The organism is Aeromonas enteropelogenes, from assembly GCF_020097295.1.
Taxonomy (GTDB): Bacteria; Pseudomonadota; Gammaproteobacteria; order Enterobacterales; family Aeromonadaceae; genus Aeromonas; species Aeromonas enteropelogenes.
Genome location: NZ_CP083625.1, coordinates 1,874,757 through 1,900,778, shown reverse-complemented (window position 1 = coordinate 1,900,778; position 26,022 = coordinate 1,874,757). Strand labels below are relative to the sequence as shown.

Genomic DNA, 26,022 nt, shown 5'->3' with positions numbered 1-26,022 from the left:
TTTTCTGTTGTTATTGATGTGTCGGGATCAGGCCGTCATTGTCACCATGACCCCGATCCAGTGGCGGGTTCTTGTAAACCCACCCTTTGCCCCCCAGGGTCTCGACGGAATAACTGCCTTGCGGCGTGCCGATAAACCCGAAGGTGGCCTGCTTGCCGACGGTGAAATTGACCGGATAGCGGCCACCGTCGATCTGCACTTCGCCCTGCCAGTTGCGCTCACCGCCCCGTTGCAGCTGCACCTTGGTCACCCTGGCTTTCAGGGTGCTGCCATCGGGCAGCGGCAGGGTCACGCTGTCACCGATCTGGGCCCGTCCCAGCTCGTCACCCTGCAGGGCGATGGGTTGAAGCAGCTCAACCCCCTCGCCCGGCTCCGCCAACGGGAAGTCGGCATCTACCTCGGCGGCCTGCCAGGGCTCATCCAGTTCATAACCCCCCTGTGCGCCGAGCCGACCAGGCTTCTCTGCCACCGGCATGGGTTTGAGCTCCGGTACCGGCAAGGCAGCCGAAGCCACGGGTTCGGCCAATACCAGAGGCTCCATGGCGGTTTCTGCCTCCACACCGATGGCAACAGTGTCGTTTGTTTCTTTGGATTGCGGTCCCCTGACCCACCAGGCCAACCCCGCCATCAGAGCACACACAACCAGCACACCAACCCATCTCTTTCGGTTCATACTGATATCCATGTCAAAAACAACCTTATAAAACAATGACTTAAAAAATTTAGAGCTGGGATACTAAACATGAACCACAAGGGATGGCAATAGTCTTTTGAAACCCTTTCTAGATGGGGTGTCGCCACAACACTGAGCGAGATGACAAAGAAACAGGGGCCAAGAGGAGCTTTTTAAAGGAAGGAGATCCCCTCGCGGCACGGACCAGGACAGGAGAGTAAGCGGGTTGCAATCGGGTGCCGGGAACCACCATCAGCGCCTCGCTCGCGACAATCTGCGTCGGCAGCTTCAGCAAAGACGCCATCAGTCCCTGATGGCCCTCAGGTTTATCAACGTGAATTCGCCGGGCGGCAGACTGGCATTTTCTCTGGCCACACCCACGGGAGATCCCGGCACCGGCAACTTTTATGGATGGCTCTGTACGGCCACCAGAAACGGCGGAGGGGCCCATGGCCCCTCTGTCACTTCTTCTTGCGCGCCTTGCGCTTTCTTACCAGCCGATACAAATACTTGTTGTACCTGGCCCAGGAGTGGATCAGCAGGAAGATACCTATCAACAGAGCCAGAAACAGCTGCCCTGCTTCCACCATATCGAGCGAACCGATGAAGTCTCCCCTTCCCCCCGTCTCCAGGTAGTTGAACCAGGGCTGCAACACCAGAAACAGCCATCCTCCCCAGGTCACCAGCAGGATCAGCAGGTCACGCAGCCGATACTGCCAGCTGCGCCGCGAACCATTCTCGATGATCATCTTCTTGGCAAGCTTAGGTTCTGTCACGGAACGACTCTCCTCTGTCGGGACTTTCCCAGACCGCCAGTCGACCACGGCGGCGCAGGATGGCCTTGGGCACGGCGACGACCACTGTCACCAGATTGAGCAGCCAGTAGATCAGGGGATACCAGACACACCATAGAAAGCTGCGGATCATGGTCTTGTCATAGTGGCTGTCGATGAAGATGCTGACGGAGAACTGCAGCAGGCACATGACCGTCATCACCACGCCGGTCCACTCGAACAGGTGCCCGTTGGTCAGGCCGCTCAGATCCGGTTCAATAACCCAGATGAGCGACAGGAACAGCATGCTGTAGCACCAGAAGACACTGAACAGATAGTCCAGCAGCAGCACCCAGAAGCGATGATTGCGCCAGTGCAGTGCCTGCAGACCATAGCGCAGGAAGACCTCGGCCCCGCCCTGGGCCCAGCGCAGTCGCTGTTTGTAGAGTCCGCCCAGGGTTTCGGGCATCAGCACCCAACACAGCGCCTGGGGCTGGTAGTGGATGCGCCAGCCCGCCAGCTGCAACCGCCAGCTGATGTCGATATCCTCGGTCACCATGTCGGTGCTCCAGCCGCCCACCTCCTCCACCGCTGATTTGCGAAACGCTGACACCACGCCGGAAACGGTAAAGACCCGACCGTAGATGCGCTGGGCCCGCTTGATGAGGCCTATGATGGCGCTGAATTCCCCGGTCTGGATCTTGCCGATGATGGTGGAGCGGGTGCGTACCCTGGGATTGCCCGTCACGGCGCCCACCCGGGGACTCTCGATAAAGTTTTTCACCATCCAGGCCACGGCGTCATAGTCGAGCACCGCATCGCCGTCGATCCCCACCAGGATCTCCCCCCTGGCCAGCGCCAATCCGTTGTTGAGGGCCATGGCCTTGCCCTGGTTGGGCTGGTGCAGCACTGTGATCCTGCGGTCCTGCGCCGCCAGCCGATCCAGCCGTTCGCCGGTGTCATCCTTGCTGCCGTCATTGATGGCCAGCACCTCGAAATCGGGATAACGCTGACGAAGCAGGTGACTGATGGTCTCCTCCACGTTGTCCCCCTCGTTGTAACAGGGCACCATCAGGGTCACCTTGGGATAACGGGGCAGCACCAGACCAGCTTTGGCCTGCGCTATGTCCCGCCGCTCCCACTGGACGTAGTAGTAGAGGCCGCCGCAGATCCACACCATGGCCATCACGCTCGGATAGGCCAGGGTGAACATGGCAATACCGTGAAGTAGTTCATTCATCCTTCACCTCCCGTCGATTGCCTGATACCGCAGGCTGGCCGGCGCTCTCTATGGACGCGTCAGCGCCCCCCTTCGCAGCGGCAGATGCCTGCGGCAAGAGCATTGGCCGGGGTCGGGTCTGCACCGAAAAAACCGGTCTGAGCACCGCCGGATCCGGCTGGTTGTTGTGAAAATCATCCGGGTAGTAACCGAAGTTGTTCACCCCCTTGCTTTGGATGATCTGCATCCAGCGCGCCAGTTCGGCGTCGGGTATGGGTTGCTCGGTGCGCCAGTTGCGGCTCTGCAGCTCGAATACCAGGCGCTCGGCCGGCACCTGGGCCAGTGAATCCTCCGCCAGTCTGGCCAGCCACTCGTCCGGATTTTTCGCCTGCTCCATGTAGGGCATGGCCATCACGGCAGTGTAGTCGTAGGCCTTGGCAAACGCGGCCATGCTCTGGGCAAACCACTGCTGGGACTCGGGCTCGGTCACCAGGGTCGCGTAGATGTTGCGGGCAGTCTTGAGGCCATCCGCGCCCCCCTGACGGTAACGGGCGGCGGCATCACGCAGCTCCATGGTGAAGTCGATCAGCAGGTCGGTCTTGCGCTCTCCCTGTGCCTGCAGTGCCTCTGGGGTGCGCTCCAGGGGGAAGGGGCCTTCGTAGTCGCTGAGGAAGGCGTCATCGTGGAACAGCAGGCCATCGAACTTGGTGTAGAAACCGAGATCCTCGTAGATATCCAGCAGGATCCGGCGGCTGGCCGGATCCCAGGGTGAAAGGCGCAGATACTGCCCCTTGGCGGGTTTATCGGTGCGACTGTCGGTCACATAGGCATGGTTCGGCCCCATGTCGTAGGCCATCACCGGCATCCAGGCATACACCCTGACCCCAGCCCGGGTCTTGAGTTGCCAGGCCACCCGGTTGAACAGATCCGCCCTGACCGGCATATGGCGGTTGGGGAAGTAGAGCGCCTCCGCCACCCCATCCCCGTTGTCATCGGCATAGGCCTGCAAATAGACGGTAGTGATGCCGTAACCCTTGATCCTGTCCAGCAGCAAATCGATGTTGCTGCCCATCTGCCGGGGATCCGGGTCATAGACATAATCGAGATCCACGTGCACCAGCCGCTCAACCGGTGACTCCCAGGTATTGCCTCCCAGGATCTCGTCCAGGGTCTCGAGGCTGGTGTCCTCATCCAGCAGATAGCGGCGCACTGTACTGCCCGACTCATCCAGCCGGTTAATCCCCTCCGTCAGGGTGAAGGCAAAGGGCATACCCGCCTCCCGGGCCAGCGCCAGCGTTGTCTCGTTGAAGGCGCCATAGGGCCAGACCATGATGCGCGGCGCCTGCCCCGTCTGCTGCTTCAACTGGCGAGTCGATGCGTCGAAGTCGGCCTTCACCCGCGCCCGGTAAGCGGCCATGGACTCGTAACCGGCCTGGCTCCAGCCCGCCGTGGTCACCGCCGGTTGCACGTTGCCCTGCGGGTTGGCCAGCAAGCCGTAGTGCGAGGCAAAAGAGTGGGAGGCGATCTCCACCAGCCCGGAGGCCTGCATCTCGCGGATCTGCGGCCAGTTGACGAAATAACTGCGAGGCAGTTTGTCGTTGCCGTAGGAGACCATCTCTCCCTCGTTCACTTCCAGCCAGCTGCCCACCAGCGCCAGCACGGCCGGATAGCGGTAGAGCTTGAGCAGGGGATAAACCAGCCGGTAGAAACTCTCGTAGCCATCGTCGAAGCTGAGCAGGATCGCCTTGTCCGGCAGCGGCGCCTTGCCCGCCCTGGCGTCCAGCACCTGCTGGAAGCTGACCGGCTGATAGCCATGCAGCCGGATCCAGTTGAAGTGACGGATCAGGGTGTCGCGCCGGATCGTCTGGGGGTAAAGCTTGAGGTTGGGGGTCAGTTTGAGGTCGACGATATCGTGATAGCAGAGCACCACGTAGTCGTCGGGTTGGCGAGCGGCACCTGCAAACGGCGACACCAGCCAGCAGAAGATAAGGATAAGGTGAGCAAGCTTGCGTCTCATCACATGAAGCTCCATTGCAGATGGGCGAAGACGAAATTGCCCGACTCGGGATGCCCGTCGTATATGGCCATGCGCCGCCCCAGACCATAGCCAAGGCTCAGCGCAGGACTGAGCACCCAGTCATGGCGATAGCTGAGCTGCCAGCCCTGATCGCTGCCATAGCCCTCCTGCCAGTAGTGATTGCCGCTCATGGTGAGGCTCTGCAGCAGGGAGCGACGACCATCCAGCGGCAAGCGGTAGCGCGCCGCCAGTTCCAGCTCCAGATTGCGATCGCTCAAGGGGTTGAAGTAGTCAGCGTCCACCTCCTCGTTGCGGGAGGTGGCGGCCCGCAGGGTGCCGTCAAACCACCAGCGATCCCGGCGCCAGAGATCCTGGCGCAGCCAGCCGGAGGCAGTGAGCCGCCGGTTGCCATCGTCTATGTCCATGCGCTCGAGACGCAGGCCGCCCTCACGGGTTTCGTCCCGGCGCCAGCCAAGATCCAGCAGGTATTGATCGGCGTAGTGGCCCCGCGCCAGGGCTCGCAGCGGGGTGTCGGCACTGTTGAGATTGACGGCGGCCCCCAGTTGCCACTGATCGTCCAGCCGCCAGTCGAGACGGCTCCACAGGTAGCCCTTGTGGTTGAGCTCGCTGCCCGCCCCCCCTTCCAGGGTCAGCAGCAGCGGATAGAAGGAGATCTCGGCCCCGATCCCGCTGTAGGCGGCTCTCTCCCCTTGCTCCTCATAGTCGCCAAAACTGCCCTGATGGTGTGCAAACAAGCGATGACCTGCATCGCTGCGCCCGCTGTATACCCTGGCCTCGTAATACCACTCCCGGCTCGCCTGTACCGAGCCTCCTTCGTTGCGACCGTGGGTCAGTTCGGTCGTGAGCATGGGGGCCTGCTCCAGAGCCAGCCGTTGTTGCAGCTCCCGGCGATCCCGGGTCAGGTTGCCAAGGGCTCGCACCGCTTGTGGCGTCTGCTGCCACTCCCCCCGGTCGAGCCGGGCATGGAGGCGTCCCGGCGCGGCCTGAACCTGCTGCATCGGCGGCAACCAGCGTATCGCCTCTCTGTAGGCCTGCTCGGCTCCATCAGGATGACCGCGCCAGCGCCGGATATCCCCCATCTGCAACCAGAGCCAGGGGTTGGCCGGCGCCGTAGCCAACAAGCGTGCCAGCCGCGCCTCCGCCTCTTCGGCCTGACCCCGCCAGGCCTGCAGCAGGGTTTGCAGTTGCAGCAGCTTCTCGTAGTCATCGTTGGCCATGCGCTGGTTACCGGTGAAATCCCAGCGGGTCAGAGGCTCCTGCCAGCCGTCCAGCAACGCCTGGGCGGCATCGTAGTGCTCTGCATCCGTGTAGGTGTAGAAACGCTTCTCCAGCAACTCTCTGTCTTTCTCCCGCGCGGGAGTGGCAAGACGTTCATAGAGAGCCGAAGCCTCAGCCGTTCTCCCCAGCCCGGCCAGGGCATCGGCGCGCGCCTCCTGCACATAGTCGGGAAGCGGCCCTTCACCTTGCAGGATGGCGGACTCCCGCTCTGCCCGTTCAAACTCGCCGAGTGCAACCAGGGTCACCACCCGATCCCGCCGGGCGCTGATGTGGAGCACATGATCAGGGGGGGCGCGGACAACCAGCCCCTCCTGTAGTCGCAGGGCTTGCGTGAGGGATCGGCGGATCTGGGCAGGCTCCCCTCCCTGGGTTGAATGTCGCAGCAGGTTGGTTGCCTGGTAATAGTCGAGCCAGAGCCTGTCCACCGGCTTGAACAGGGCGGGATGACGCTCCATCAGATCGACCGCAGCCGGACCGGCGCCCAGACTGACCGCCACCCGATAGAGCGCCAGCACCTGATCGGGATTGCCGGGCTCCAGCTCGAGCCACTGCTGACGGGCCAGCAACTCTCCCATGGCGTCGTCCTGCTGGCGGGCCGCATTGATGCGGGCGTCGAGAATGGCGCGATCGCGACCAAAACGGGCTTCATATTGATCGGCCACCTGACGAGCCAACTCGTGATTGCCCTGATCGCTGGCGGTCAGAAGCAGCCCGAGCCAGCCGTCGGGATTGGCGGGATCGCGCCTTTGCAGGATGCTGTAGTAGCTGATGGCTTCAAAATAGCGCCCCTCGTCCCGGGCGGCGCGGGCCACCCCTTCCAGAGTGCTGTTGGCGATGGGCTTGAAATCACAGGGGGCACAGGCAGCCAGCGCCCCCTTGCGATCCCCGCGCCAGAGCTGCACGGCGATCAGATCATCGAGCACCTTGCGATCACCGGATTGGCGGTAGAGGGCATCGAGTCCCTTTGCTGCAGACTCGAGATTCCCAGCCCGGGCCTGGAGTACCCAGGCCTCCCGCTGGCGATCCACTTCATTGGCACAGGCCAGCAGAGGGCACAGGGCCAACAACCAGAAATAACTATTCATTCGACACACTCCCCCATGACAAACGAGGGCAGCATCGCTCTTGAGCGTTCAAGCAGATAGACAGATGTGACCGATACTGCCTGGTGAGCAGAGTGACTGACTCACCTCTGTAGTAACTTCGAGGGTAATCAGGGTGGCCATGACGCCGACACCTTTCCTTGTGCGGCCCAGCTATCTCGCAAACGGAGATCTGTGGCTTTCCGAACCCGACTCACATCGGGAGTGGCTATGAAATTCATTGTGCCAAAGCACAATTATTAATCAACAATAATAATAAATGTATCAACAAGCTATCTTTTGCCCTTACAGGCATAATAAAAGACCACTAATTCTCGGCTATGCCGCACTTTATCTTGAGTGATTAATTCGAGTGATAATAAGCAGCGAAATGGGGCATGAAGAGGAAACAGCGTCGTCCCATTGCAAGGCGATATCTCGCCAATACCCCAAGGACGTTTTTAACCGGCAGTGGTTGCGGCCAGGCAACACAGGTCAGTAGCAAGGCGACAACAATAATTCAGTGAACAGGCCTTGAGCCCGCCATTGATGAATCGCAAAAATGGCGGAGGGGCCCATGGCCCCTCTCACTTACTTGTCCTGTTGCGCCGCCCGCTTTCGCATCAGGCGGTACAACAACTTGTTGTATTTGGCCCAGGAGTGGATCAGCAGGAAGATGCCGAACAGCAGCGCCAGAAACAGCTGCCCCACCTCCACCATATCGAGCGAGCCGATGAAGTTTCCCTCCGCCCCCGTCTCCAGGTAGCTGAACCAAGGCTGCAGCACCAGAAACAGCCAGCCACTCCAGGTCACCAGCAGGATCAACATATCCCGCATACGGTAACGCCAGCTACGCCGGGTGCCATTGCGGATGATCATCTCCTGCGCCAGCTTATGCTTTGTCACGGAACGACTCTCCTCTGTCGGGACTTTCCCAGACCGCCAACTGACCACGGCGGCGCAAAATGGCCTTGGGCACGGCGACGATCACAGTCACCAGATTGAGCAGCCAGTAGATCAGGGGATACCAGACACACCAGATGAAGCTGCGGGCCATGCTCTTGTCGTAGTGGCTGTCGATGAAGATGCTGACGGAGAACTGCAGCAGGCAGATGCCGGTCATCATCACACCTGTCCACTGGAACAGGTGTCCCCTTGCCAACCCCTCCAGCTCGGGGTTGAGCAGCCAGCTCACCGCCAGCATCAGCATGCTGTAACACCAGGCGACGCTGGAGAGATACTCCAGCAACAGCAGCCAGAAACGGCGATTGCGCCAACGCAGCGCCTGCAAGCCATAGCGCAGGAAGACCTCGGCCCCGCCCTGGGCCCAGCGCAACCGCTGCTTGTAGAGACCCCGCACCGTTTCGGGCATCAGCACCCAGCACAGCGCCTGGGGCTGATAGTGGATGAGCCAGCCCGCGAGCTGCAGCTTCCAGCTGATGTCGATATCCTCGGTCACCATGTCGGTGCTCCAGCCGCCGACCGCCTCCACCGCCGACTTGCGAAACGCCACCACCACGCCGGAGACGGTGAAGACGGTGCCATAGATGCGCTGGGCCCGCTTGATGAGGCCTATGATGGAGCTGAACTCCCCGGTCTGGATCTTGCCGATGATGGTGGAGCGGGTACGCACCCTGGGGTTGCCGGTGACGGCGCCGACCTTGGGACTGTCGAGAAAATGCTTCACCATCCAGCGAGCGGCTTCATGGTCGAGCACCGCATCGCCATCGATGCCGATCAGTATTTCCCCTTTGGCCAGCGCCAATCCGTTGTTAAGGGCCATGGCCTTGCCCTGGTTGGGCTGATGCAGCACTGTGAGGCGCTCATCTTGCCTGGCCAGCCGATCCAGCCGTTCGCCGGTGTCATCCTTGCTGCCGTCATTGATGGCCAGCACCTCGAAGTCGGGATAACGCTGGCGCAGCAGGTGACCTATGGTCTCCTCCACATTGGCCCCTTCGTTGTAGCAGGGCACCATCAGGGTCACCTTGGGATAGCGGGGCAACTCGAGCCCCTTTCTGGCCAGGGCGATATCCCGCCGCTCCCACTGAAAGTAGTAGTAGAGGCCGCCACAGATCCACACCAGCGCCATCACGCTCGGATAGGCCAGGGTGAACATGGCGATGCCCGTCAGCAGATCACTCACCGCGTCACCTCCGTGGTCGCTGCCCCCTGGCGGATTGAGCCGCCTTGTGCCCCTCCCTGCAATTCAGGTTGTGGTTGTGTCTGTACCGAAAAGACGGGCCTCAGCACGGCGGGATCCGGTTGATTGTTGTGAAAATCATCCGGGTAGTAACCGAAGTTGTTCACCCCCTTGCTCCGGATTATCTGCATCCAGCGCGCCAGTTCGGCGTCGGGTATGGGTTGCTCGGTGCGCCAGTTGCGGCTCTGCAGCTCGAACACCAGGCGATCGGCCGGCACCTGGGCCAGTGAATCCTCCGCCAGTCTGGCCAGCCACTCGTCCGGATTTTTCGCCTGCTCCATGTAGGGCATGGCCATCACGGCGGTGTAGTCGTAAGCCTTGGCAAACGCGGCCATGCTCTGGGCAAACCACTGCTGGGACTCGGGCTCGGTCACCAGGGTCGCGTAGATGTTGCGGGCGGTCTTGAGGCCATCCGCCCCCCCCTGGCGGTAACGGGCGGCGGCATCACGCAACTCCATGGTGAAGTCGATCAGCAGGTCGGTCTTGCGCTCTCCCTGCGCCTGCAAGGCCGCCGGCGTACGCTCCAGGGGGAAGGGGCCTTCGTAGTCGCTGAGGAAGGCGTCATCGTGGAACAACAGGCCGTCGAACTTGGTGTAGAAGCCGAGATCCTCGTAGATATCCAGCAGGATCCGGCGGCTGGCCGGATCCCAGGGTGAGAGGCGCAGATACTGCCCTTTGGCGGGTTTACCGGTGCGGCTGTCGGTCACATAGGCATGGTTCGGCCCCATGTCGTAGGCCATCACCGGCATCCAGGCATACACCTTGACCCCGGCCCGGGTCTTGAGCTGCCAGGCCACCCGGTTGAACAGATCCGCCTTGACCGGCATATGGCGGTTGGGGAAGTAGAGTGCCTCCGCCACCCCATCACCGTTGTCATCGGCATAGGCCTGCAGGTAGACGGTAGTGATGCCGTAGCCCTTGATCCTGTCCAGCAGCATGTCGATGTTCTTGTTCATCTGGCGGGGATCCGGGTCATAGACATAATCGAGATCCACGTGTACCAGCCGCTCCACCTGCCGCTCCCAGGTGTTGCCTCCCATGATCTCGTCCAGGGTCTCGAGGCTGGTGTCCTCATCCAGCAGATAGCGACGCACGGTGCTGCCCGTGTCGTTCACCTTGTTGAGTCCTTCGGCCAGGGTGAAGGTGTAGGGCATGCCCGCCTCCCGGGCCAGATCCAGCGCCGTCTCGTTGAAGGCGCCATAGGGCCAGACCATGATGCGCGGCGCCTGCCCCGTCTGCTGCTTCAACTGGCGAGCCGATGCGTCGAAGTCGGCCTTCACCCGCGCCCGGTAAGCGGCCATGGACTCGTAACCGGCCTGGCTCCAACCCGCCGTGGTCACCGCCGGTTGCACGTTGCCTTGCGGGTTGGCCAGCAGCCCGTAATGGGAAGCGAAGGTGTGGGAGGCGATCTCCACCAGCCCGGAGGCCTGCATCTCGCGGATCTGCGGCCAGTTGACGAAATAGCTGCGGGGCAGTTTGTCGTTGCCATAAGAGACCATCTGGTCATCCGCCACCTCCAGCCAGCTGCCCACCAGCGCAAAAACGGCCGGATAGTTGTAAAGCTTGAGCAGGGGGTAAACCAGACGGTAGAAGCTCTCATAGCCATCGTCGAAGCTGAGCAGGATCGCCTTGTCCGGCAGCGGCGCCTTGCCCGCCCTGGCGTCCAGCACCTGCTGGAAGCTGACCGGATGGTAGCCCTGCTGCTTGATCCAGTTGAAGTGGCGGATCAGGGTGTCGCGCCGGATCGTCTGGGGATAGAGCTTGAGGTTGGGGGTCAGCTTGAGATCGACGATGTCGTGATAGCAGAGCACCACGTAATCATCCGGTTTGCGGGCCGCTTGGGTGAGACCGGGCAGCAGGGTCAACAACAGAAAAAAAGGAGCAAGCCAGCGTCTCATCACATGAAACTCCATTGCAGATTGGCGAAGACAAAATTCCCATACTCGCGGTTGCCGTCGTAGACGGCCTGACGACGGCCCAGACCATAGCCAAGGCTCAGCGCAGGACTGAGCACCCAATCATGGCGATAGCTGAGCTGCCAGCCCTGATCGCTGCCATAGCCCTCCTGCCAGTAGTGATTGCCGCTCATGGTGAGGCTTTGCAGCAGGGAGCGACGGCCATCCAGCGGCAAGCGGTAGCGCGCCGCCAGTTCCAGCTCCAGATTGCGATCGCTCAAGGGGTTGAAGTAGTCCGCGTCCACCTCCTCGTTGCGGGAGGTGGCGGCCCGCAGGGTACTGTCAAACCACCAGCGATCCCGGCGCCAGAGATCCTGACGCAGCCAGCCGGAGGCAGTGAGCCGCCGGTTGCCATCGTCGATGTCCATCCGTTCGAGACGCAGGCCGCCCTCACGGGTTTCGTCCTGGCGCCAGCCAAGATCCAGCAGGTATTGATCGGCGTAGTGGCCCCGCGCCAAGGCTCGCAGCGGGGTGTCGGCACTGTTGAGATTGACGGCGGCCCCCAGTTGCCACTGATCGTCCAGCCGCCAGTCGAGACGGCTCCACAGGTAGCCCTTGTGGTTGAGCTCGCTGCCCGTGCCCCCTTCCAGGGTCAGCAGCAGCGGATAGAAGGAGATCTCGGCCCCGACCCCGGTGTAGGCGGCTCTCTCCCCTTGCTCCTCATAGTCGCCAAAACTGCCCTGACGACGAACAAACATACGATCACCACCATCACTGCGGCCACTATAGAGACGGCTGTCATAACGCCAGTCGCGGCTGGCCTGCACCGAGCCTCCTTCATTGCGGCCATGGGTCAGCTCGGTCGTGAGCATGGGGGCCTGCTCCAGAGCCAGCCGTTGTTGCAGCTCCTGACGATCCCGGGTCAGGTTGCCAAGGGCTCGCACCGCTTGTGGCGTCTGCTGCCACTCCCCCCGATCGAGCCGGGCATTGAGGCGACCCGGCTCGGCCTGCACCGTGCGTCCGGTGGGCAACCAGCGCATCGCCTCCCTGTAGGCCTGTTCGGCCCCGTCAGGATGACTGCGCCAGCGCCGGATATCCCCCAGTTGCAACCAGAGCCAGGGGTTGGCCGGTGCGGTTTTCAACCAGGATTCCAGCTCTGCCTCCGCCTCCCCGGCCTGACCCCGCCAGGCCTGCAGCAGGGTTCGCAGTTGCAGCAGCTTCTCGTAGTCATCGTTGGCCATCCGCTGGTTGCCGGTAAAATCCCAGCGGGTCGCCGGTTCCTGCCAGCCCGCCAGCAGCGCCTGGGCGGCCTCGTAACGTTCCGCATCCGAATAGGCGTAGAAACGCTTCTCCAGCAATGTCTTGTCTCTGGCCCGTTCGGGAGTGGCCAGCCGGTCATAGAGCGCAGATGCCTCCGTCGCCCGCCCCAGCCCGGCCAAGGCATCGGCCCGCGCTTCGAGCAGATAATCCGGCAATGGCCCTTCTGCCTGCAAAGTGGCGGACTCCTTTTCTGCTTGGGCAAACTCGCCGAGGGCGACCAGGGTCACCACCCGATCCCGCCGGGTGCTGAGGTAGAGCACATGATCGCGGGGAGCGCGCGCCAGGATCTTGTCTTGCAGCACCAGGACCTGGGTCAGAGAGGTACGAACCTGGGCGGGATCCTCGATCTTGGACGACATCCGCAGCAGGTTGACGGCCTGATAGTAATCGAGCCAGAGCCTGTCCACCGGCTTGAACAGGGCGGGATAACGGGCCATCAATTCGCCGGCCGCAGGCCCGGCCCCCAGCCCGACCGCCACCCGATAGAGCGCCAGCACCTGCTCGGCATTATCCGGCTCGAGTTCAAGCCACTGCTGATGCACCAGCAGTTCGCCCATGGCATCTTCCGCCTGACGGGCGGCGTAGAGACGGGCATTGAGGATGGCGCGATCACGGCCGAAACGCTGTTCGTACTCGCTGGCCGCCTGACGGGCCAACGTCTGGTTGCCCTGATCGCTGGCGGTGAGAAACAGCCCGAGCCAACCGTTGGGGTTGGCGGGGGCACGCCCCTGCAAGACACGGTAGTAGCTGATTGCTTCCGGATAACGCTTCTCGTCCCGAGCGGCGCGAGCCACCTCTTCCAGCGTCCTGTTCGAAATGGGACTGAACTCGCAAGGTGTGCAGGCAGCCAGCGCCCCCTTGCGATCGCCATGCCAAAGTCGCACCGCAATCAAATCGTCGAGCACCTTGCCATCATTTGTCTGTCGATAAAGGGCATCCAGCCCCGCTATGGCAGCCTCAAGCTCCCCCGCCCGAGCCTTGATGACCCAGGCTTCGCGGGCATTGTCCACCCCACCGGCCCATGCCAATGACGGCAACAGCACCAGTAACCAAAAGATGCGATTCATTCGCAACATACCACCCATAACAAACGCGGGTCGTATCGTCCTTGAACTCCCACACGGATATACACACGCGTCCGCTCCTGCCAGATGGGCAAGATGGCTTCCTGACTTGTGTGCTGATTTGAGGGTGAAAGGTGGGCAGCAAGACCGGCACCTTTCCTATGTGCGGCCCAGCCATCTCCGGGAGGAGACCTGTAACTTTCCGAACCCGATTCACATCGGGAGTGGCGAGGACGACAATTTTGATTCTGTAGAGAATTTAGTCAATCCGGGGGTGTAACGAATTTATGCTCATCGACGAGTCGTGGAGACATGCAAAACCACAAAATTCAGGAGGGAAAATAGAACTGGATGAGGCAATTGATGTGCCAATTATAAGGGTTTTGCGGCTAGTTCCCCTTTTATCATCACACTCACCAAATCGATCGTTTGCCCCGATGGCAGAAAACGGGTCAAAATCAATACTGCGACACACCCTGTCGCAACTGACAATGCGCGTAATAATCATCCCTTGCCTCGCTGGCCAACCCTCCATTTTCGCCAGCAATATTGGGTGCCAAACAGGACAGGAAACGCAGGCACAAGCATCGTATGGTCGCCATGCCCCCTGGTTCAAGAGATGAAACAGCCTCTCCCGACCATCGCTCATCTTTCCATGTGTCAGTGCCGCCGGGCGGCGCCCGCTCCTCTCAGGCCATCAGAGCCCAACTTGACAGACAGAGGCAGCGTCAACCACACGGCTTCTGTCTGTCAAAACGGCTCTCGCCTCAACGCATATCGGACAGACCGGGCAGATAGCGTAGCGAGAAAAACCAGCGCAGGCTGCCACACCGGACAGGTGCCGCCCAGAGGGCTCTTTGTTGGGCCTCGTCAAGGGGCTCGGCACGGAAGGTGGTGCCGCCGGCTTGCTGCACGAACAGTTCATGGATCAGGCCAGACACCCGACCTGCACAAGGGGCCAGGGCGCTCAGATACAGTTCCCGTTCGGGCTGGCTCAAGACACCTGTGCCACTCCCGTCCTGTACCACGAGGCTCACTCCCGCCCCTGCCAGACGGCTCAGGAACGCCTGATAGGCTTGCGGACTCATCTTGCCGGTGAAGAAGGTACTGGCATAGACGGGGACGGGGGCCAGTTCGCGCAAGGAGTTGACCGAACTGGCCAGATGGCTGGCCAGCAGCGCTTGCCGCTGCGGTTCACGCCAGTTGAGATCGTCCAGCTCGGCCGGCAGATACCAGCCTGCAATACTTCCCTCACCCAGGCGCTTGCGCCACTCTTTCGCCAGACGTAGGTTATGACGCTCCTGCTGGTCGAGATAGCGAGCGAGAGAACCGGCGCTTTGATCCTGACGTTGAAAAAACGCAGGATCGGCGTAGAGCCCCATAACCAGCCTCAGGCCAGCCGCCCGGGCTCGCTGGAGCCGGGCCGCCAGCCAATCGCTCTCCTCCGGTTTTGCAAAGACATCACCGTAGCGGGTCCACTGCACGACGAGCGTATCGAATCCCTCCCGTTTCACCTGTGCCACTATCTCGTCCCAGCGCGCTTCGCCGAGGGCGGCATCCCGCAACTGGGGCTGATAGAAGATCCCCTGACTAACCTGCCCCACCTGACCCCCATGGGCAGGCAGCACAATCCCCAACAGAATGAGGGCCAACCCCTTGATCCAATGTCTCATTACCATCTCACTCCCATGGTCATCATCAGGGTGCCCTTGTCGCCTTCCCGGTCGGGATCAATCTTCAACAGGCGCTGATATTCGACCCCCAGACTCAGTTTGTGGGGCCAGGCGTCGTAGCGGGTTTCGCCGAACCAGTGGTTCCAGCGTATCCCTACTCCTCCCATCAGCAGGCTGTAATCGTCGGAGCCGGCGTTGAAACCCACCACATTGCCTTCATCGTTGTAGTAATCACGGTCCGGACTCTTGTCGTTCCAGTACTGACGCCCCTGCACATGGGCATAGGGCTCCAGCGTGTCGCCCCGCCGGATCTTGTGGTGGTAGCTGAGCCGGTAATCCGCGACCAGGCTGGTCTGTTGTGAACGCAGGTAACGGGCCGCATCCAGATAGAGGTTCTGGGCCCACCAGCCACTCTCGCCGACCTGCCACTCATCGCTGTACTTGCCATCGTTCAGGAAGGAGGCGCTGGCCCGGATCAGGGTATCGTGCTCACCGCCCTGACTGCTGTTGAGTGGAAGCAGCTCTTCGGCTGCAAAGAAGATCGTCTGGCTTCTGAATGGTTTCCAGCGCAGCCCTACCCCCAGGGTGGGATCCCGAAAATCCAGAGGATTGCCATTGCTGTCGACTTCATAGGTGCCGTCTTCGGACAATCCTTCATCGGGGTGATAAATCCGCTTGCCCTGGCTGCTGCCATAGAGACGGCCATAGAGGGAGAGGGTCTTGCCATCGCGGATGGGCTCTTCTCCCAAACGGTACTCCACCTCGGCCTGGGCATAGCTCTGGGCAACCGAGTTGCCCCCGATGCCACTCACCGTGCCCTGGCCCGTCCCTGTCCAGGCATCGAAACTGTAGGTCCAGCGCCGCCCCAGATCTTCATGTAACCGTCGCAGGTCGTAACGCAACTGTGCCGGTTGCTCACCATCGATAGCCTTGGTGGCGTACTCACGCGCCTTCTGGTTGTGTACCAGAGACTGATTGATATAAACCAGCTGCTCGGCCAGCTCGGTATCCCCTGTCCGATAGATGGATTCCAGCCAGTCGCTGGCCGCCTGCTTCTCGCCATTGTTCAGCAGGGCATAACCGTAGGCGAGCTGGTATTCCCGATTATCCGGCTCAAGGCGGTTTGCTCTGTACAGGGCCTTGCTCGCCTGTGCCGTCTGTCCGAGCGCCTGATGATGCTGCGCCAACTGTGCATAGTCGGCTGCCTGCGGCGCCAGGGCAATGGCCCGCTCCAGGCTGGCAATGGCGGGTCCATCCTGCTGGGTTCTGGCCAGAGCACGCCAATATTCAGCATCCTGAGGCAACCCGGATTGTAGGTATTGCTCCAGCCACCGCCGAGCCTGAACCAGGTCTCCTGCATCCAGGGCAGAGCGTATCGCCGCCATCTGCTCTTGCTGCTCAGGGGCCAGCGTGACCTGCTGCCAGGCCTTGAGCGCCGCATCATAATGGCGGTTCTCATACGCCTGATAGGCAAACTGGCGCACATCGCCGGGCAGCCCGAAACTGGCGGCGCGGGAGAAGGCATATTCGGCCAGACCCGGCTTGTGCTGACGATAGCAGCTGCCAAGCGCCCGCCAGCTGTCGGCATCATAACGAGCCGAGAGATCCCCCAGCACGCGTATCACTCCCTCACACTGCCCCGACTGTGCCAGCAGATTGGCCTGCAGACTGCGCAGCCCAGATTCGTGGAGCGGCTCGGACAGGCGCTCGGGCAAGGCGCCTGCTCCGGTTTCCCCTTGCAGCAGGGTCAGACGCCGGATCAGAGTCTCGCGACCCGCCAGGCTTGCCCCCTGATAGGGCCAGTAATCGATGAGCAGATCACGACTCGCCGCTCGCAAGCCGGCCTGTTGCAGCCGGTAACTGACCAGTTCCAGCTGCACCATGGGCTGCCGGGAGCCTTGGATCAACCGGCGACCATCTCTGGCCAGCTTGTCCCATTGACGCTGATGCAGGGCAGATTCGAATGCCAGCTCGGCGTTGTTGTACGCGGGAGTGCTGGCCAACAGACGATCCAGCTGCGCCCAGCGCCCCTCCCGGCGCAACACGGGCACCATCAAGCCGGCATAGAAGCCCTGGTTTTCGGCAAATTGCAGTGCCTCGTCGCCCTTCAGGGTGCCGTTACTGGCTGCCAGTTGCAGCCACTCTCGTTCTTGGGCTGCCTTGGCAAAATGCGGGGCATGCGCCTGCTGATAACGCTTCAACGCCGCTCCCCCTTGCTCCTTGCCCAGCGCCAGTGCGATGGCCAGATCCAGCTCGCCATCCTGGCTCGGCAGACGGCGGCGCAGCGCAACCGCTTGTGCCACATCGCCTTGTGCCAGCGACATGTTCAGCCACTGCTTCAACTCCCCCCGGCTCAATTTGCCAGCCTTATCGAACCAGGCAAACTGCCCGGCCGCCAGCGTCCAGTTACGTTCACCCAGCGATCGTTGCAGCAAGTCATGACGCAGGCTCAATCCCTGGGGTGTAGCCGCCAGCTCGGGATCGTCCAGCGCGGTGGCCAACCCCTGCAGGTCCACATCCAGCAGATCACGCTCGGCCCGGGCAACCTTGCATTCAAGCAGGTTGCAGGCTGGATCCAGCGGATCCTTGCGCTGCAGCCCCTCGGAGAAAGCAAGCAGCCCGACATCAGCGGGCGTGATGGCCAACTGCTGGTTGACCAGCGCCGCAGCCTGCTTGTCCTGACCAAAATGTTCATAGGCACGCGCCAGATAGAGCGCGATGACGGGGTTTTCAGGTTGCAGCTTGCGGGCCTGCTCGAACTCGGCGATGGCACGATCACGATGCCCCCGTTCCATGGCCGAAAATCCCTTCTGCAGATGGGGATAGAGCACGAAGCGTTGGTAGCTGCTCACTCCGGGCCCCAATTCATAGTCGTGCTGGGCCGCCATGATTCCCTGACCGAATAGCAAACCGGACAGGAGCAATAATTCGGGACGCATCAGATCGCCTCCTCCTGCTGCCGTGCCAACCAGGTTTCATTCGCCCCGGCCTCCCGCAGCAAGTCATGCAGATTCAATTGATAAGTGCCTTGCAGCACCAGAGCCTGGGCCAGTACCTGTTCACTGATCACTTCCTGCTCAACCAGAAAGCTGGCGAGCGTCTTTTCACTTCGCTCGTGCCGCAACAGCAGGGAACGCAGGGCGGCTTCGTCTATGTGACCAAGGGTGACCAGGAGTTCGGGCAGCATCACCTGGCTGGCCAGATATTTGTTCCAGATAGAAGTAGATTGCGCTTCAGCAATCTGGCCATCGGTCAGTGCGCGTTGCAGCAATGCCCGGGGATCGCCCTCCTGGCCACGGGCGTACCAGTGGCGAAGCCCCACTGAGACCTCTCCCTTGCAGGCAATCACATAGGTGACGGGCGAACGGAGTTTGCGAGAAAGGGCGCCAAGAGAAACGGGGTCAAGGTAAGTTTCACATGCCAGCACCAACACTCCGTCTTCGATGCGCAGCGGCAGCACGCCATAATGCATGGCGACGTTGGGCGGCACTCTGTGCAGCGTCTCCCGCTCCAGGCCATAGGCATCGATATGCTCCCAGCTCACCCCGCTCTGCTCGGCCACGCCGGCAGCCAGCTGCTCCCTGGTGATCAGCCCCTGCTGTACCAGGTTGCTGCCCAGGCGCAGACCGGGCTGTCTGTCCAGCAACACCTGATCCAGCTGCTCTCTGGTCAACACCCCCTGATCTATCAATATCTGGCCAAGCGGTCGCCGGGCCCGGTTTTCTTCTCCCAGACTGGGAAAATCATGGGTCGTCTTGTCCCAGGCAACCCGGCGCGGATCCCCCTGGGCAATGATCTGCGAGAGCGCCCGCCAGTTGGCCATGAAGTTGATGATGTTGCCCCAGAACAGGCGCGGAATGGACATCAGCCCCTGCACCATGCCGTAGTAGCGGGTCACGAAGATCAGCCGCTGCAACATGCGGTTAATCATCAGGAACAAATTGATCCAGAGCAGGGTGACCAGCCAGGCATCCCCCTCGAAGATGGAGAGAAAGTAATAGGGATCCGGAGCCAGCCACTGATAGAGCACGAGTGCCAGCAGTTGCAGCAGGATTAGGCTGGCGGTGAAGCTGAGGAAGTTGGTCAGGGCCCCCTTGCGATCCCGCCACAGGAAGTAGTTCAGCTTCCAGTTGCTGCTCCATTTGTGTGTCTTGAAGCCTTGATAGACGATGCCGATGATCCAGCGCGACTTTTGGCGAACCGCCGTCTGGAAGGTATCGGGAAAATACTCCCGCACGCAGATGACATTGGTATCCCGCTCATACATGCCAAACCGCCAACGTTGATTCGGAGTACTTCTGGCTTCACGGATGACGGGGAAGCGGACGAAGATCTCTTCCATTCCCTTCTCCTTGAGCCGGAAACCTATGTCGTAGTCTTCCGTCAGACTCTGCACATCGAAAGCGATACCGTCCCCGTCTTCCAGGAGCGCGATGACGGCGCGACGGCTGAAACAGGTGCCGACTCCGGCGCTCGGCACCTGGCCGGACACCGCCTCGCGCACCGGAACATCCTTGCTGTGCAGTTCGGCAAATTCGTCCAGGTAGTGCAGGCTGGTGAAGTTGTACCAGCTGCGCTCGAAGGGATAGACGGGGATCTGGATCAGATCCTTGCGACCCACCAGATAGTTGAACAGCCTCAGCTCCATGTCCGAGATGACATCTTCGGCATCATGCAGGATGAAACCGACAAAGGAGAGATTGGCCTTGCGCTCGAACTGGAAGATGGCATCCAGCACATTGTTGAGGCAATCCGCCTTGCTGGTCGGCCCGGGACGGGCACACACCACCTTGTGCACATTGGGGAAGCGGGCACAGACCTCGTCCACATCCTTCTGGGTATCGGGATCATTGGGATAGGTGCCGACGAAGATCTGATAGTTCTCATAATCGAAACGGGTCGCCGCCAGCTCGGCCATCTGGCCGATGACGCCCGTTTCGTGCCAGGCTGGCACCATGATGGCAAGAGGCTGCTCTTCCCGCTCGTACAATGCCTGATAATTCAGGCGATCATGCTGGCGATAAACGGTCAGGCGCCGCCAGGCATTTCGCAGCCAGTAGACGATATCGATGAAGAGATCATCGATCCCGCTCACCAGCATGGCGATCGCCACCACGATGGCGATCAGCTTCAGACCATAGAGATAGGTGGCAAAGCCATCCACCAACCAATATTCCGGCATCGTGATTACCTCAGCAAGGCATCAGCCATGATGGCGACGATGCGGGCACAGGCCTGACCATCCCCGAACGGATTGGCCATTACCCGCGGGGCGAAATCACCCGCTTGCCACAACTCGCTGACCCGTTGGACGATGCGTTCCTCATCCGTCCCCATCAATTGGGCGTAACCGGACTCCACCGCCTCGGGCCGTTCTGTCTCCTCGCGCAGCACCAGCAGGGGAACACCATAGGTGGGTGCCTCTTCCTGCAGACCTCCCGAATCCGTCATCACCAGCCAGGCATCGGCGATGGCCTGCTACATGGCCAGATAGTCGAGGGGCTCGGTCAGGGTGACATTGGGCAGGTGCCCAAGCAGCGGGTAGACAGCCTGCTTGATGACGGGGTTGAGATGCACCGGGAAAAGCACTCGCATATCGGGATTGGCCGTGGCAAGACGCGCGATGGCACGACAGATCCCCGCGACTTCATCACCCCAGTTTTCCCGCCTGTGCACCGTCACCAGCAGATGCCCCGGCTGCGCATCGCTGCGCTTGATGCCATGGTGCTCTCCAACCCACAGTTGGGCGTCGATAACGGTATTGCCAGTGACATGTACTTGCTCTGCCGGTACCTGCTCGGCCAGCAGACAGTCACGCGCACGCGCCGTCGGCGCCAGGTGCAATTGGGCGATGCGTCCAATCATCTGGCGCAGCCCCTCTTCCGGGAAAGGGCGATCGAGACGATAGGTTCGCAGTCCCGCCTCCACATGGGCAACAGGCACCTGATGATAGAAGCCGGTCAGCGCACCGAGGAAGGCACTCTCGGTATCACCCTGCACGACCATCATGTCCCAAGACTCCTGATCCATCAGCCCTTCCAGCTGGGCCCGGCAGCCCTGGCTGAATTCAAAGAGGCTCGCTCCCTGACGTACCAAAGACCAGTCTGGCCGGATACTGAAACAGTCGAGCAACTGGGTCGCCATGCTGTCATGCTGCCCGGTATGCACCCACTTCACATCCGCCCAGGCTGAATGCCGCAGGGCATGATAGAGAGGGGCCAGTTTGATTATTTCCGGCCGGGTACCCGATACCATCATGATCTTCTTCATCACAACATGCTCCATTCAGGGAATCGATCTCCTGGCAAACGTTTTACGAGCCAACATAAAGAGGCGTACGCATGCTGCAGGAAAAATGCAATAGATAACAAATCACTGGAGAGAATAAGAAAGCAGAAGAAAGAACATCTCCTGCAGATCATCGCCGGCGAATATCCAGAGGCAACGACACATCCTGATGCGTATGCTGATTGCATCATCCGTGTTTGCGCGGCCCGGGATTAGATGCGCACCATCATGAACAGATGGTGAACATTCTCAGATATGGGAGGCGATATGTCTGACCCTCGTCGCAGGCAATCCAGCCATCTCGCAAGGGAGATCTGTGATTTTCCGAGCCCGGCTCACACCGAGGGTGGCTCGTTCATAATCTGCCTGTTAGCCCAACTCGTCCACAATTAAAATGTAACGATTCAATAAAAAGTGTAAATTTCATTCGAATCCCGACCAGCTCCCCAATGACGGCCTGATGAGACGCTTCCCAATCTGCCTGGCTGTCCCCTTTTGAGGCTTCCTGAATATGCTGACAGCAGACACCCAACCACACCTTCCGGTGACGGATTGCATACCCAGGCTCATAAAAAGAGCCCCTTGCGGGGCTCGTGGCACTCGTTATGTCAGGTGACAACACCGGCTACACCAGCGATGGCTGACGCCCGGTTGCCAAACGGTGGATCCAGGCCTCGAAATCGGCCAGCATGCGGGCCTCTGACTCGCTGTTGTCGGCGATGAGCTCGGCGCCGTGTACCACCCGGATGTGAGCGTCTAGCGGCATTCCTTCCCCCGCCGGCGGACGTTGCTGTGCCACATCCATACACTCCTGCGCCTGCTGCCACGCCTCGGCCACGCTCCGGTTGCACGCCTCGGCCAGCGGCGCGGCGCTAAAGCCCTCGCCGGTGAGGCTACGCAGCGTCTCATCATGGCTCTTGCCGTTGCCCGGCCCCCAGTAGTGGGCAGCCAGATCCGGTCCGATGCGCGGGTTGTCGGTGAGGTAACCGTCGCGCCCCAGGAAGTAGGCGCGGGTCTGCTCCACCGCCATCAGGGCCAGCAGGTAGCCGTGATAGGCGCAAGCTGATTCCTGATTCAGGAGGTGCGGAATGGCCAAGAGCGGGCGCGGGCTCTCCACTCCCAGGATCTTGCGTTCCCACTGGCGGGCCAGCGCCAGCACAGCTGCCGGGGTGCGATCGCCATCGGCCATGGCGTAGAGATCCCGTTCGAAGTAGGCCACCAGCGCGATCTGGCGCTCGTTGAAGGCACGAAACGGCTGGCGCGCGGCGATCATGGCCTCGATGAGCGCATCGGGGATCGCCTCCCCCGCCGCATTTCTGGCGTAACGCTTGAGCCAGTCCGCGTCATCCAGCAGGCTGTCGCAGAACATGGACTGGGTCTCGGCATAGGCCATGGAGGTGGGCGGAAACTCCTGGGAGAAGCAGGGGGCGTTGCCGATGACGTTGGCAAAGTGCGCCGCGTGGCCGCCCTCGTGGAACAGGGTGTTGAGGCCGCTCCAACCGCTGCCCACCTGAGCCGGGTTGGCCAGGCTGGTGAAGTTGACCACCGCCGGCACCCACTCCTCCTCCTGCCAGAAGCTCGGCACCGGGCCGTGGCAGAAGCCATTCTCGTATTTCCCCTCCCGGGTCAGCAGATCCAGAGTGAGGGTCGCGCCGCGATACTGGATGCCGAGGCGGCGGAAGCTCTCAACCCAATCCTTCAGCGCCCGAGAGAAGGGTACATAGGGGTCGAGCTGGCGGGTCACGTCGCCGCTCACGCTGTAGCGCAGGTTGTGGGGCAGCAGGGCCTCTTCCCCCTTGGCTGCCTTCAGCTCGGTCAGGCTCTGGTGCAGCCGCTGTTCGGTGCGGGCGATAAAGTCATCGAGGATGGCGAACAGCTGCTCCGGGCTCATCTGCTCGTTCTTGTGCACCTTGTAGTCGAAGTAGTCGCGATAGCCCATGGCGCGGGCAAAGCGGTTGCGCAGCGCGACTATCTCCAGATAGCCGTTGTCGACCACCCACTGCTCAAGGGTATGAAACATGGCGAGCGCGCTCTGGCGTACCGCTTCATCGGCGCTGGCGGCCAGCGCCGTGCTGGCGGCGGGCAGACTGCCTGCCACCTGGCGGCCCTGCTCGTCCAGCAAGATCAGCTTCAACCCCTTGCGGTGGGCAAACAGCGCTGCCTCGGCAGCCACCAGCTCATCCATCAGGACGGCGGCAGCAGGATCTTCGATGACGTTGCACTCGAAGAAGGCGAGCCAGCCCTTGAGCCCCCGCTTGAGATCTTCTTCTTGTGCCAGTGCGAGCATCTCGCGCAGCTCGGGCAACCGTGCCGGATTAGCACAAAAGCCCTTGTAAGCCTGCTCGGCGGCGGTGAAGCCGGCCTGATCGTCGCTGGTGCCCATGTAGGTGGACCAGAAGAGATCCTCCTTGCGCCTGTGTACCTGCAGGTAGTCGGCATTGAGCTGGTTGAAGTAATTCCTGGCAATGGAACTCATAAATTCCCTCTTTTTAATGGGGTCACCCGCACGGGGCCCACTCCTTATTGGTGAAATGCCATCTCATTCATATGTGTTGGCAAATAATGCGCCGGGATGCGCATAAACAAGCTACCAAAAAGTGGGGAGAGCTGTCTGCTGACTATACTGTTGTTGAAATACTCAATTAGCTCTCGCTAGCGGCAAGCTTTTGAAAGTTAATTAAATGTTAACTGCAAAATAATCTGGAGCACGGGAGTGGCTGAGCACAGCCAGACCCATAAGGAAATCAGGGAGATACCATGTTCAAGCTCGGTGATATCGCCGTGAGCCGCAAATTGATGCTGCTGCTCACCCTGGCGCTGGCCGGTTTTATCGCACTGCTGCTGATCTCGGTCAGTGCCCTGCATCGCAACCTGATGAGTGAACGGGAGGCACGGCTGCAGGCGGTGCTGGATCTCGCCATGAGCCGGATCCAGGCCCTCGCCACCAGCCTGCCTGCCGACCAGGCACAGGCCGAGGCCAGGTCCATGCTCAACAGCATGCGTTTCGATGGCGACAACTACCTGTTCGTGATCGATGAGACCCGCCACATCATCGTCCACCCTGCCAAGCCGGAACTGGTCGGCCAGCAGATGGGGGAACAGCGCGCAGCACATACGGAGGACCACTGGCAGCGCATGGTGGATCTCGGCAAGGGGGGGCATCAGGGTCGGCTGGAATATCTCTGGGCATCCCCTTCCGGCGAGTCCGCCCGCAAGATGTCGCTGGTCGCCGGCTACCAGCCCTGGGGCTGGATCCTGGGCTCCGGCATCCTGCTGCAAGACATAGAAGCGACCATCTGGTCCCAGTATGAGTTGATGGGGGGCGCGACCCTGCTGGCTACCCTGCTGATGGGCCTGCTGGGATTTGCCATCAGCCGCTCCATCGTCAATCCCCTCACCCGGATCAATCACGCCATGCAGCGGGTCGCCAAGGGGGATCTGGTGGTCAGCATCCCGGTTGAGGGCAAGGATGAGCTGGGGATGGTGGCACACTGTACCAACCAGGGTCTGGATGCCATCCGCCACGCCCTGCTCGAGGCAAGCCTGGGGGCCCGCAACGTGGCGGATGCCGCCCTGCGCATCGCGGCCTCCGCCGAGCAGACCAACCAGGCGGTGACCAGCCAGCGGGATCAGCTGGCCCAGCTTGCCACCGCCATGAACGAGATGAGCGCCACCATCTCGGATGTGGCGGGTCACGCCGAAAATACCGCCCGCGATACCCAGGATGCCACCAGCGAAGCCGGCCTCGGCAATCAGGACGTACACGCCAGCGTGCACGGCATCCAGGCGCTGGCGACCGAGGTGGAGCAGGCCACCCTGCAGGTCAATCAGCTCAAGGAGGGGGTGATGCAGATAAGCGAGGTGACCGCCGTCATCAGCGCCATCTCGGAGCAGACCAATCTGCTGGCCCTCAACGCCGCCATCGAGGCTGCCCGGGCCGGTGAACAGGGGCGCGGGTTTGCCGTGGTCGCCGACGAGGTGCGCCAGCTGGCGAGCCGCACCCGCCAGTCTACCGAGGAGATCCAGGGCACTATCGCCCAGTTGCAACAGCGGGCGGTGAGTGCGGCCGACGCCATGGACACCAGCCGCAAGCTGGCGGAGAGCAGCGTCAACCAGTCCGAGAAGGCAGGCCAGGACCTCTCCCTCATCGTCAACCACATCCAGCACGTGAGCGACATGGCGACCCAGATCGCCACCGCCGCCGAACAGCAGAGCATGGTGGCCGAAGACATGAACCGCAACGTCAGCGGCATCAACGACTCGGCACTGGAGATGTCGCAATCTGCCTCCCAGCTGGCCCAGGAGAGCGAACTGCTGGCCGGTCTCTCCCGCAGCCTGGACGAACGGCTCGCCGTGTTCAAACTCGGCCACGCCAGCGAACAGAGCCCGTTGCCCATGCAGATGCCATCACCGCGCCAGAGCGAATCCCCCCGGGTTCACCACTGATCCGTCTTGCTCTGTCGCACCCCATCCCCTGACCACGAAGGTGGCAGGGGATTTTTTTATTGATAAAAAATGC

14 protein-coding genes, 1 pseudogene and 1 riboswitch are annotated in these 26,022 nt (G+C 61.2%); of the genes and pseudogenes, 1 reads left to right on the top strand and 14 read right to left on the bottom strand.

What is annotated here, in order from left to right:
* Window positions 1–10: 10 nt before the first annotated feature.
* The 14 genes and pseudogenes from LA321_RS08930 to LA321_RS08865 form a co-directional block, all read right to left on the bottom strand.
* Entirely contained in the window at window positions 11–673 is a 663-nt protein-coding gene (locus tag LA321_RS08930) for a hypothetical protein (protein ID WP_042070489.1), read from the bottom strand.
* 461 nt (window positions 674–1,134) lie between these two features.
* Window positions 1,135–1,449: a hypothetical protein gene (locus LA321_RS08925; RefSeq protein WP_042070490.1), complete on the bottom strand. Its 315-nt coding sequence runs from the start codon at window positions 1,447–1,449 to the stop codon at window positions 1,135–1,137.
* Window positions 1,436–2,686, bottom strand: coding sequence for a poly-beta-1,6-N-acetyl-D-glucosamine synthase (gene pgaC / locus LA321_RS08920; RefSeq protein ID WP_042070492.1), 1,251 nt, complete (start codon window positions 2,684–2,686; stop codon window positions 1,436–1,438). The genes LA321_RS08925 and pgaC (LA321_RS08920) overlap by 14 nt, the downstream gene beginning before the upstream one ends.
* Window positions 2,679–4,682, bottom strand: a complete 2,004-nt coding sequence (pgaB, locus tag LA321_RS08915) for a poly-beta-1,6-N-acetyl-D-glucosamine N-deacetylase PgaB (protein WP_082043382.1) — start codon at window positions 4,680–4,682, stop codon at window positions 2,679–2,681. Before pgaB (LA321_RS08915) ends, pgaC (LA321_RS08920) begins: the two co-directional genes overlap by 8 nt.
* Window positions 4,682–7,066: a poly-beta-1,6 N-acetyl-D-glucosamine export porin PgaA gene (gene pgaA / locus LA321_RS08910; protein WP_209418293.1), complete on the bottom strand. Its 2,385-nt coding sequence runs from the start codon at window positions 7,064–7,066 to the stop codon at window positions 4,682–4,684. Before pgaA (LA321_RS08910) ends, pgaB (LA321_RS08915) begins: the two co-directional genes overlap by 1 nt.
* Before the next feature lie 158 nt (window positions 7,067–7,224).
* A riboswitch (cyclic di-GMP riboswitch) is annotated at window positions 7,225–7,303 on the bottom strand.
* Between the two features lie 351 nt (window positions 7,304–7,654).
* On the bottom strand, window positions 7,655–7,969 hold the full coding sequence (locus LA321_RS08905) for a hypothetical protein (RefSeq protein WP_042070494.1): 315 nt from the start codon (window positions 7,967–7,969) through the stop codon (window positions 7,655–7,657).
* A complete protein-coding gene (pgaC, locus tag LA321_RS08900; protein WP_082037520.1) occupies window positions 7,956–9,206 on the bottom strand; it encodes a poly-beta-1,6-N-acetyl-D-glucosamine synthase in 1,251 nt (416 codons plus the stop codon). The genes LA321_RS08905 and pgaC (LA321_RS08900) overlap by 14 nt, the downstream gene beginning before the upstream one ends.
* Window positions 9,203–11,161: a poly-beta-1,6-N-acetyl-D-glucosamine N-deacetylase PgaB gene (pgaB, locus tag LA321_RS08895; RefSeq protein WP_052445721.1), complete on the bottom strand. Its 1,959-nt coding sequence runs from the start codon at window positions 11,159–11,161 to the stop codon at window positions 9,203–9,205. Before pgaB (LA321_RS08895) ends, pgaC (LA321_RS08900) begins: the two co-directional genes overlap by 4 nt.
* Window positions 11,161–13,545 carry a poly-beta-1,6 N-acetyl-D-glucosamine export porin PgaA gene (gene pgaA, locus LA321_RS08890; RefSeq protein WP_224212253.1) on the bottom strand — a complete coding sequence of 795 codons (2,385 nt, stop codon included), beginning with the start codon at window positions 13,543–13,545 and terminating at the stop codon, window positions 11,161–11,163. The genes pgaB (LA321_RS08895) and pgaA (LA321_RS08890) overlap by 1 nt, the downstream gene beginning before the upstream one ends.
* A 764-nt stretch (window positions 13,546–14,309) precedes the next feature.
* Window positions 14,310–15,215: a DUF4434 domain-containing protein gene (locus LA321_RS08885; RefSeq protein ID WP_052445722.1), complete on the bottom strand. Its 906-nt coding sequence runs from the start codon at window positions 15,213–15,215 to the stop codon at window positions 14,310–14,312.
* Window positions 15,215–18,154: an NfrA family protein gene (locus tag LA321_RS08880; RefSeq protein WP_042070497.1), complete on the bottom strand. Its 2,940-nt coding sequence runs from the start codon at window positions 18,152–18,154 to the stop codon at window positions 15,215–15,217. The genes LA321_RS08885 and LA321_RS08880 overlap by 1 nt, the downstream gene beginning before the upstream one ends.
* A complete protein-coding gene (gene nfrB / locus LA321_RS08875) occupies window positions 18,154–20,397 on the bottom strand; it encodes a cyclic di-3',5'-guanylate-activated glycosyltransferase NfrB (RefSeq protein WP_042070498.1) in 2,244 nt (747 codons plus the stop codon). The genes LA321_RS08880 and nfrB overlap by 1 nt, the downstream gene beginning before the upstream one ends.
* A 5-nt stretch (window positions 20,398–20,402) precedes the next feature.
* Window positions 20,403–21,470 (bottom strand): annotated as a pseudogene (gene wecB, locus LA321_RS08870) (non-hydrolyzing UDP-N-acetylglucosamine 2-epimerase).
* A 658-nt stretch (window positions 21,471–22,128) separates the two neighbouring features.
* Window positions 22,129–23,979, bottom strand: coding sequence for a M3 family metallopeptidase (locus LA321_RS08865; RefSeq protein WP_042070499.1), 1,851 nt, complete (start codon window positions 23,977–23,979; stop codon window positions 22,129–22,131).
* A gap of 281 nt (window positions 23,980–24,260) precedes the next feature.
* Here LA321_RS08865 and LA321_RS08860 point away from each other — a divergent pair, with 281 nt between their 5' ends.
* A complete protein-coding gene (locus LA321_RS08860; protein WP_042070501.1) occupies window positions 24,261–25,949 on the top strand; it encodes a methyl-accepting chemotaxis protein in 1,689 nt (562 codons plus the stop codon).
* Window positions 25,950–26,022: the final 73 nt, after the last annotated feature.

Coding starts and splice junctions, on each gene's coding strand:
- LA321_RS08930 (WP_042070489.1), bottom strand. CDS start 673: ATGAACCGAAAGAGATGGGTTGGTGTGCTGGTTGTGTGTGCTCTGATG.
- pgaC (WP_042070492.1), bottom strand. CDS start 2,686: ATGAATGAACTACTTCACGGTATTGCCATGTTCACCCTGGCCTATCCG.
- pgaB (WP_082043382.1), bottom strand. CDS start 4,682: ATGAGACGCAAGCTTGCTCACCTTATCCTTATCTTCTGCTGGCTGGTG.
- pgaA (WP_209418293.1), bottom strand. CDS start 7,066: ATGAATAGTTATTTCTGGTTGTTGGCCCTGTGCCCTCTGCTGGCCTGT.
- pgaB (WP_052445721.1), bottom strand. CDS start 11,161: ATGAGACGCTGGCTTGCTCCTTTTTTTCTGTTGTTGACCCTGCTGCCC.
- pgaA (WP_224212253.1), bottom strand. CDS start 13,545: ATGAATCGCATCTTTTGGTTACTGGTGCTGTTGCCGTCATTGGCATGG.
- LA321_RS08885 (WP_052445722.1), bottom strand. CDS start 15,215: ATGAGACATTGGATCAAGGGGTTGGCCCTCATTCTGTTGGGGATTGTG.
- LA321_RS08880 (WP_042070497.1), bottom strand. CDS start 18,154: ATGCGTCCCGAATTATTGCTCCTGTCCGGTTTGCTATTCGGTCAGGGA.
- nfrB (WP_042070498.1), bottom strand. CDS start 20,397: ATGCCGGAATATTGGTTGGTGGATGGCTTTGCCACCTATCTCTATGGT.
- LA321_RS08865 (WP_042070499.1), bottom strand. CDS start 23,979: ATGAGTTCCATTGCCAGGAATTACTTCAACCAGCTCAATGCCGACTAC.
- LA321_RS08860 (WP_042070501.1), top strand. CDS start 24,261: ATGTTCAAGCTCGGTGATATCGCCGTGAGCCGCAAATTGATGCTGCTG.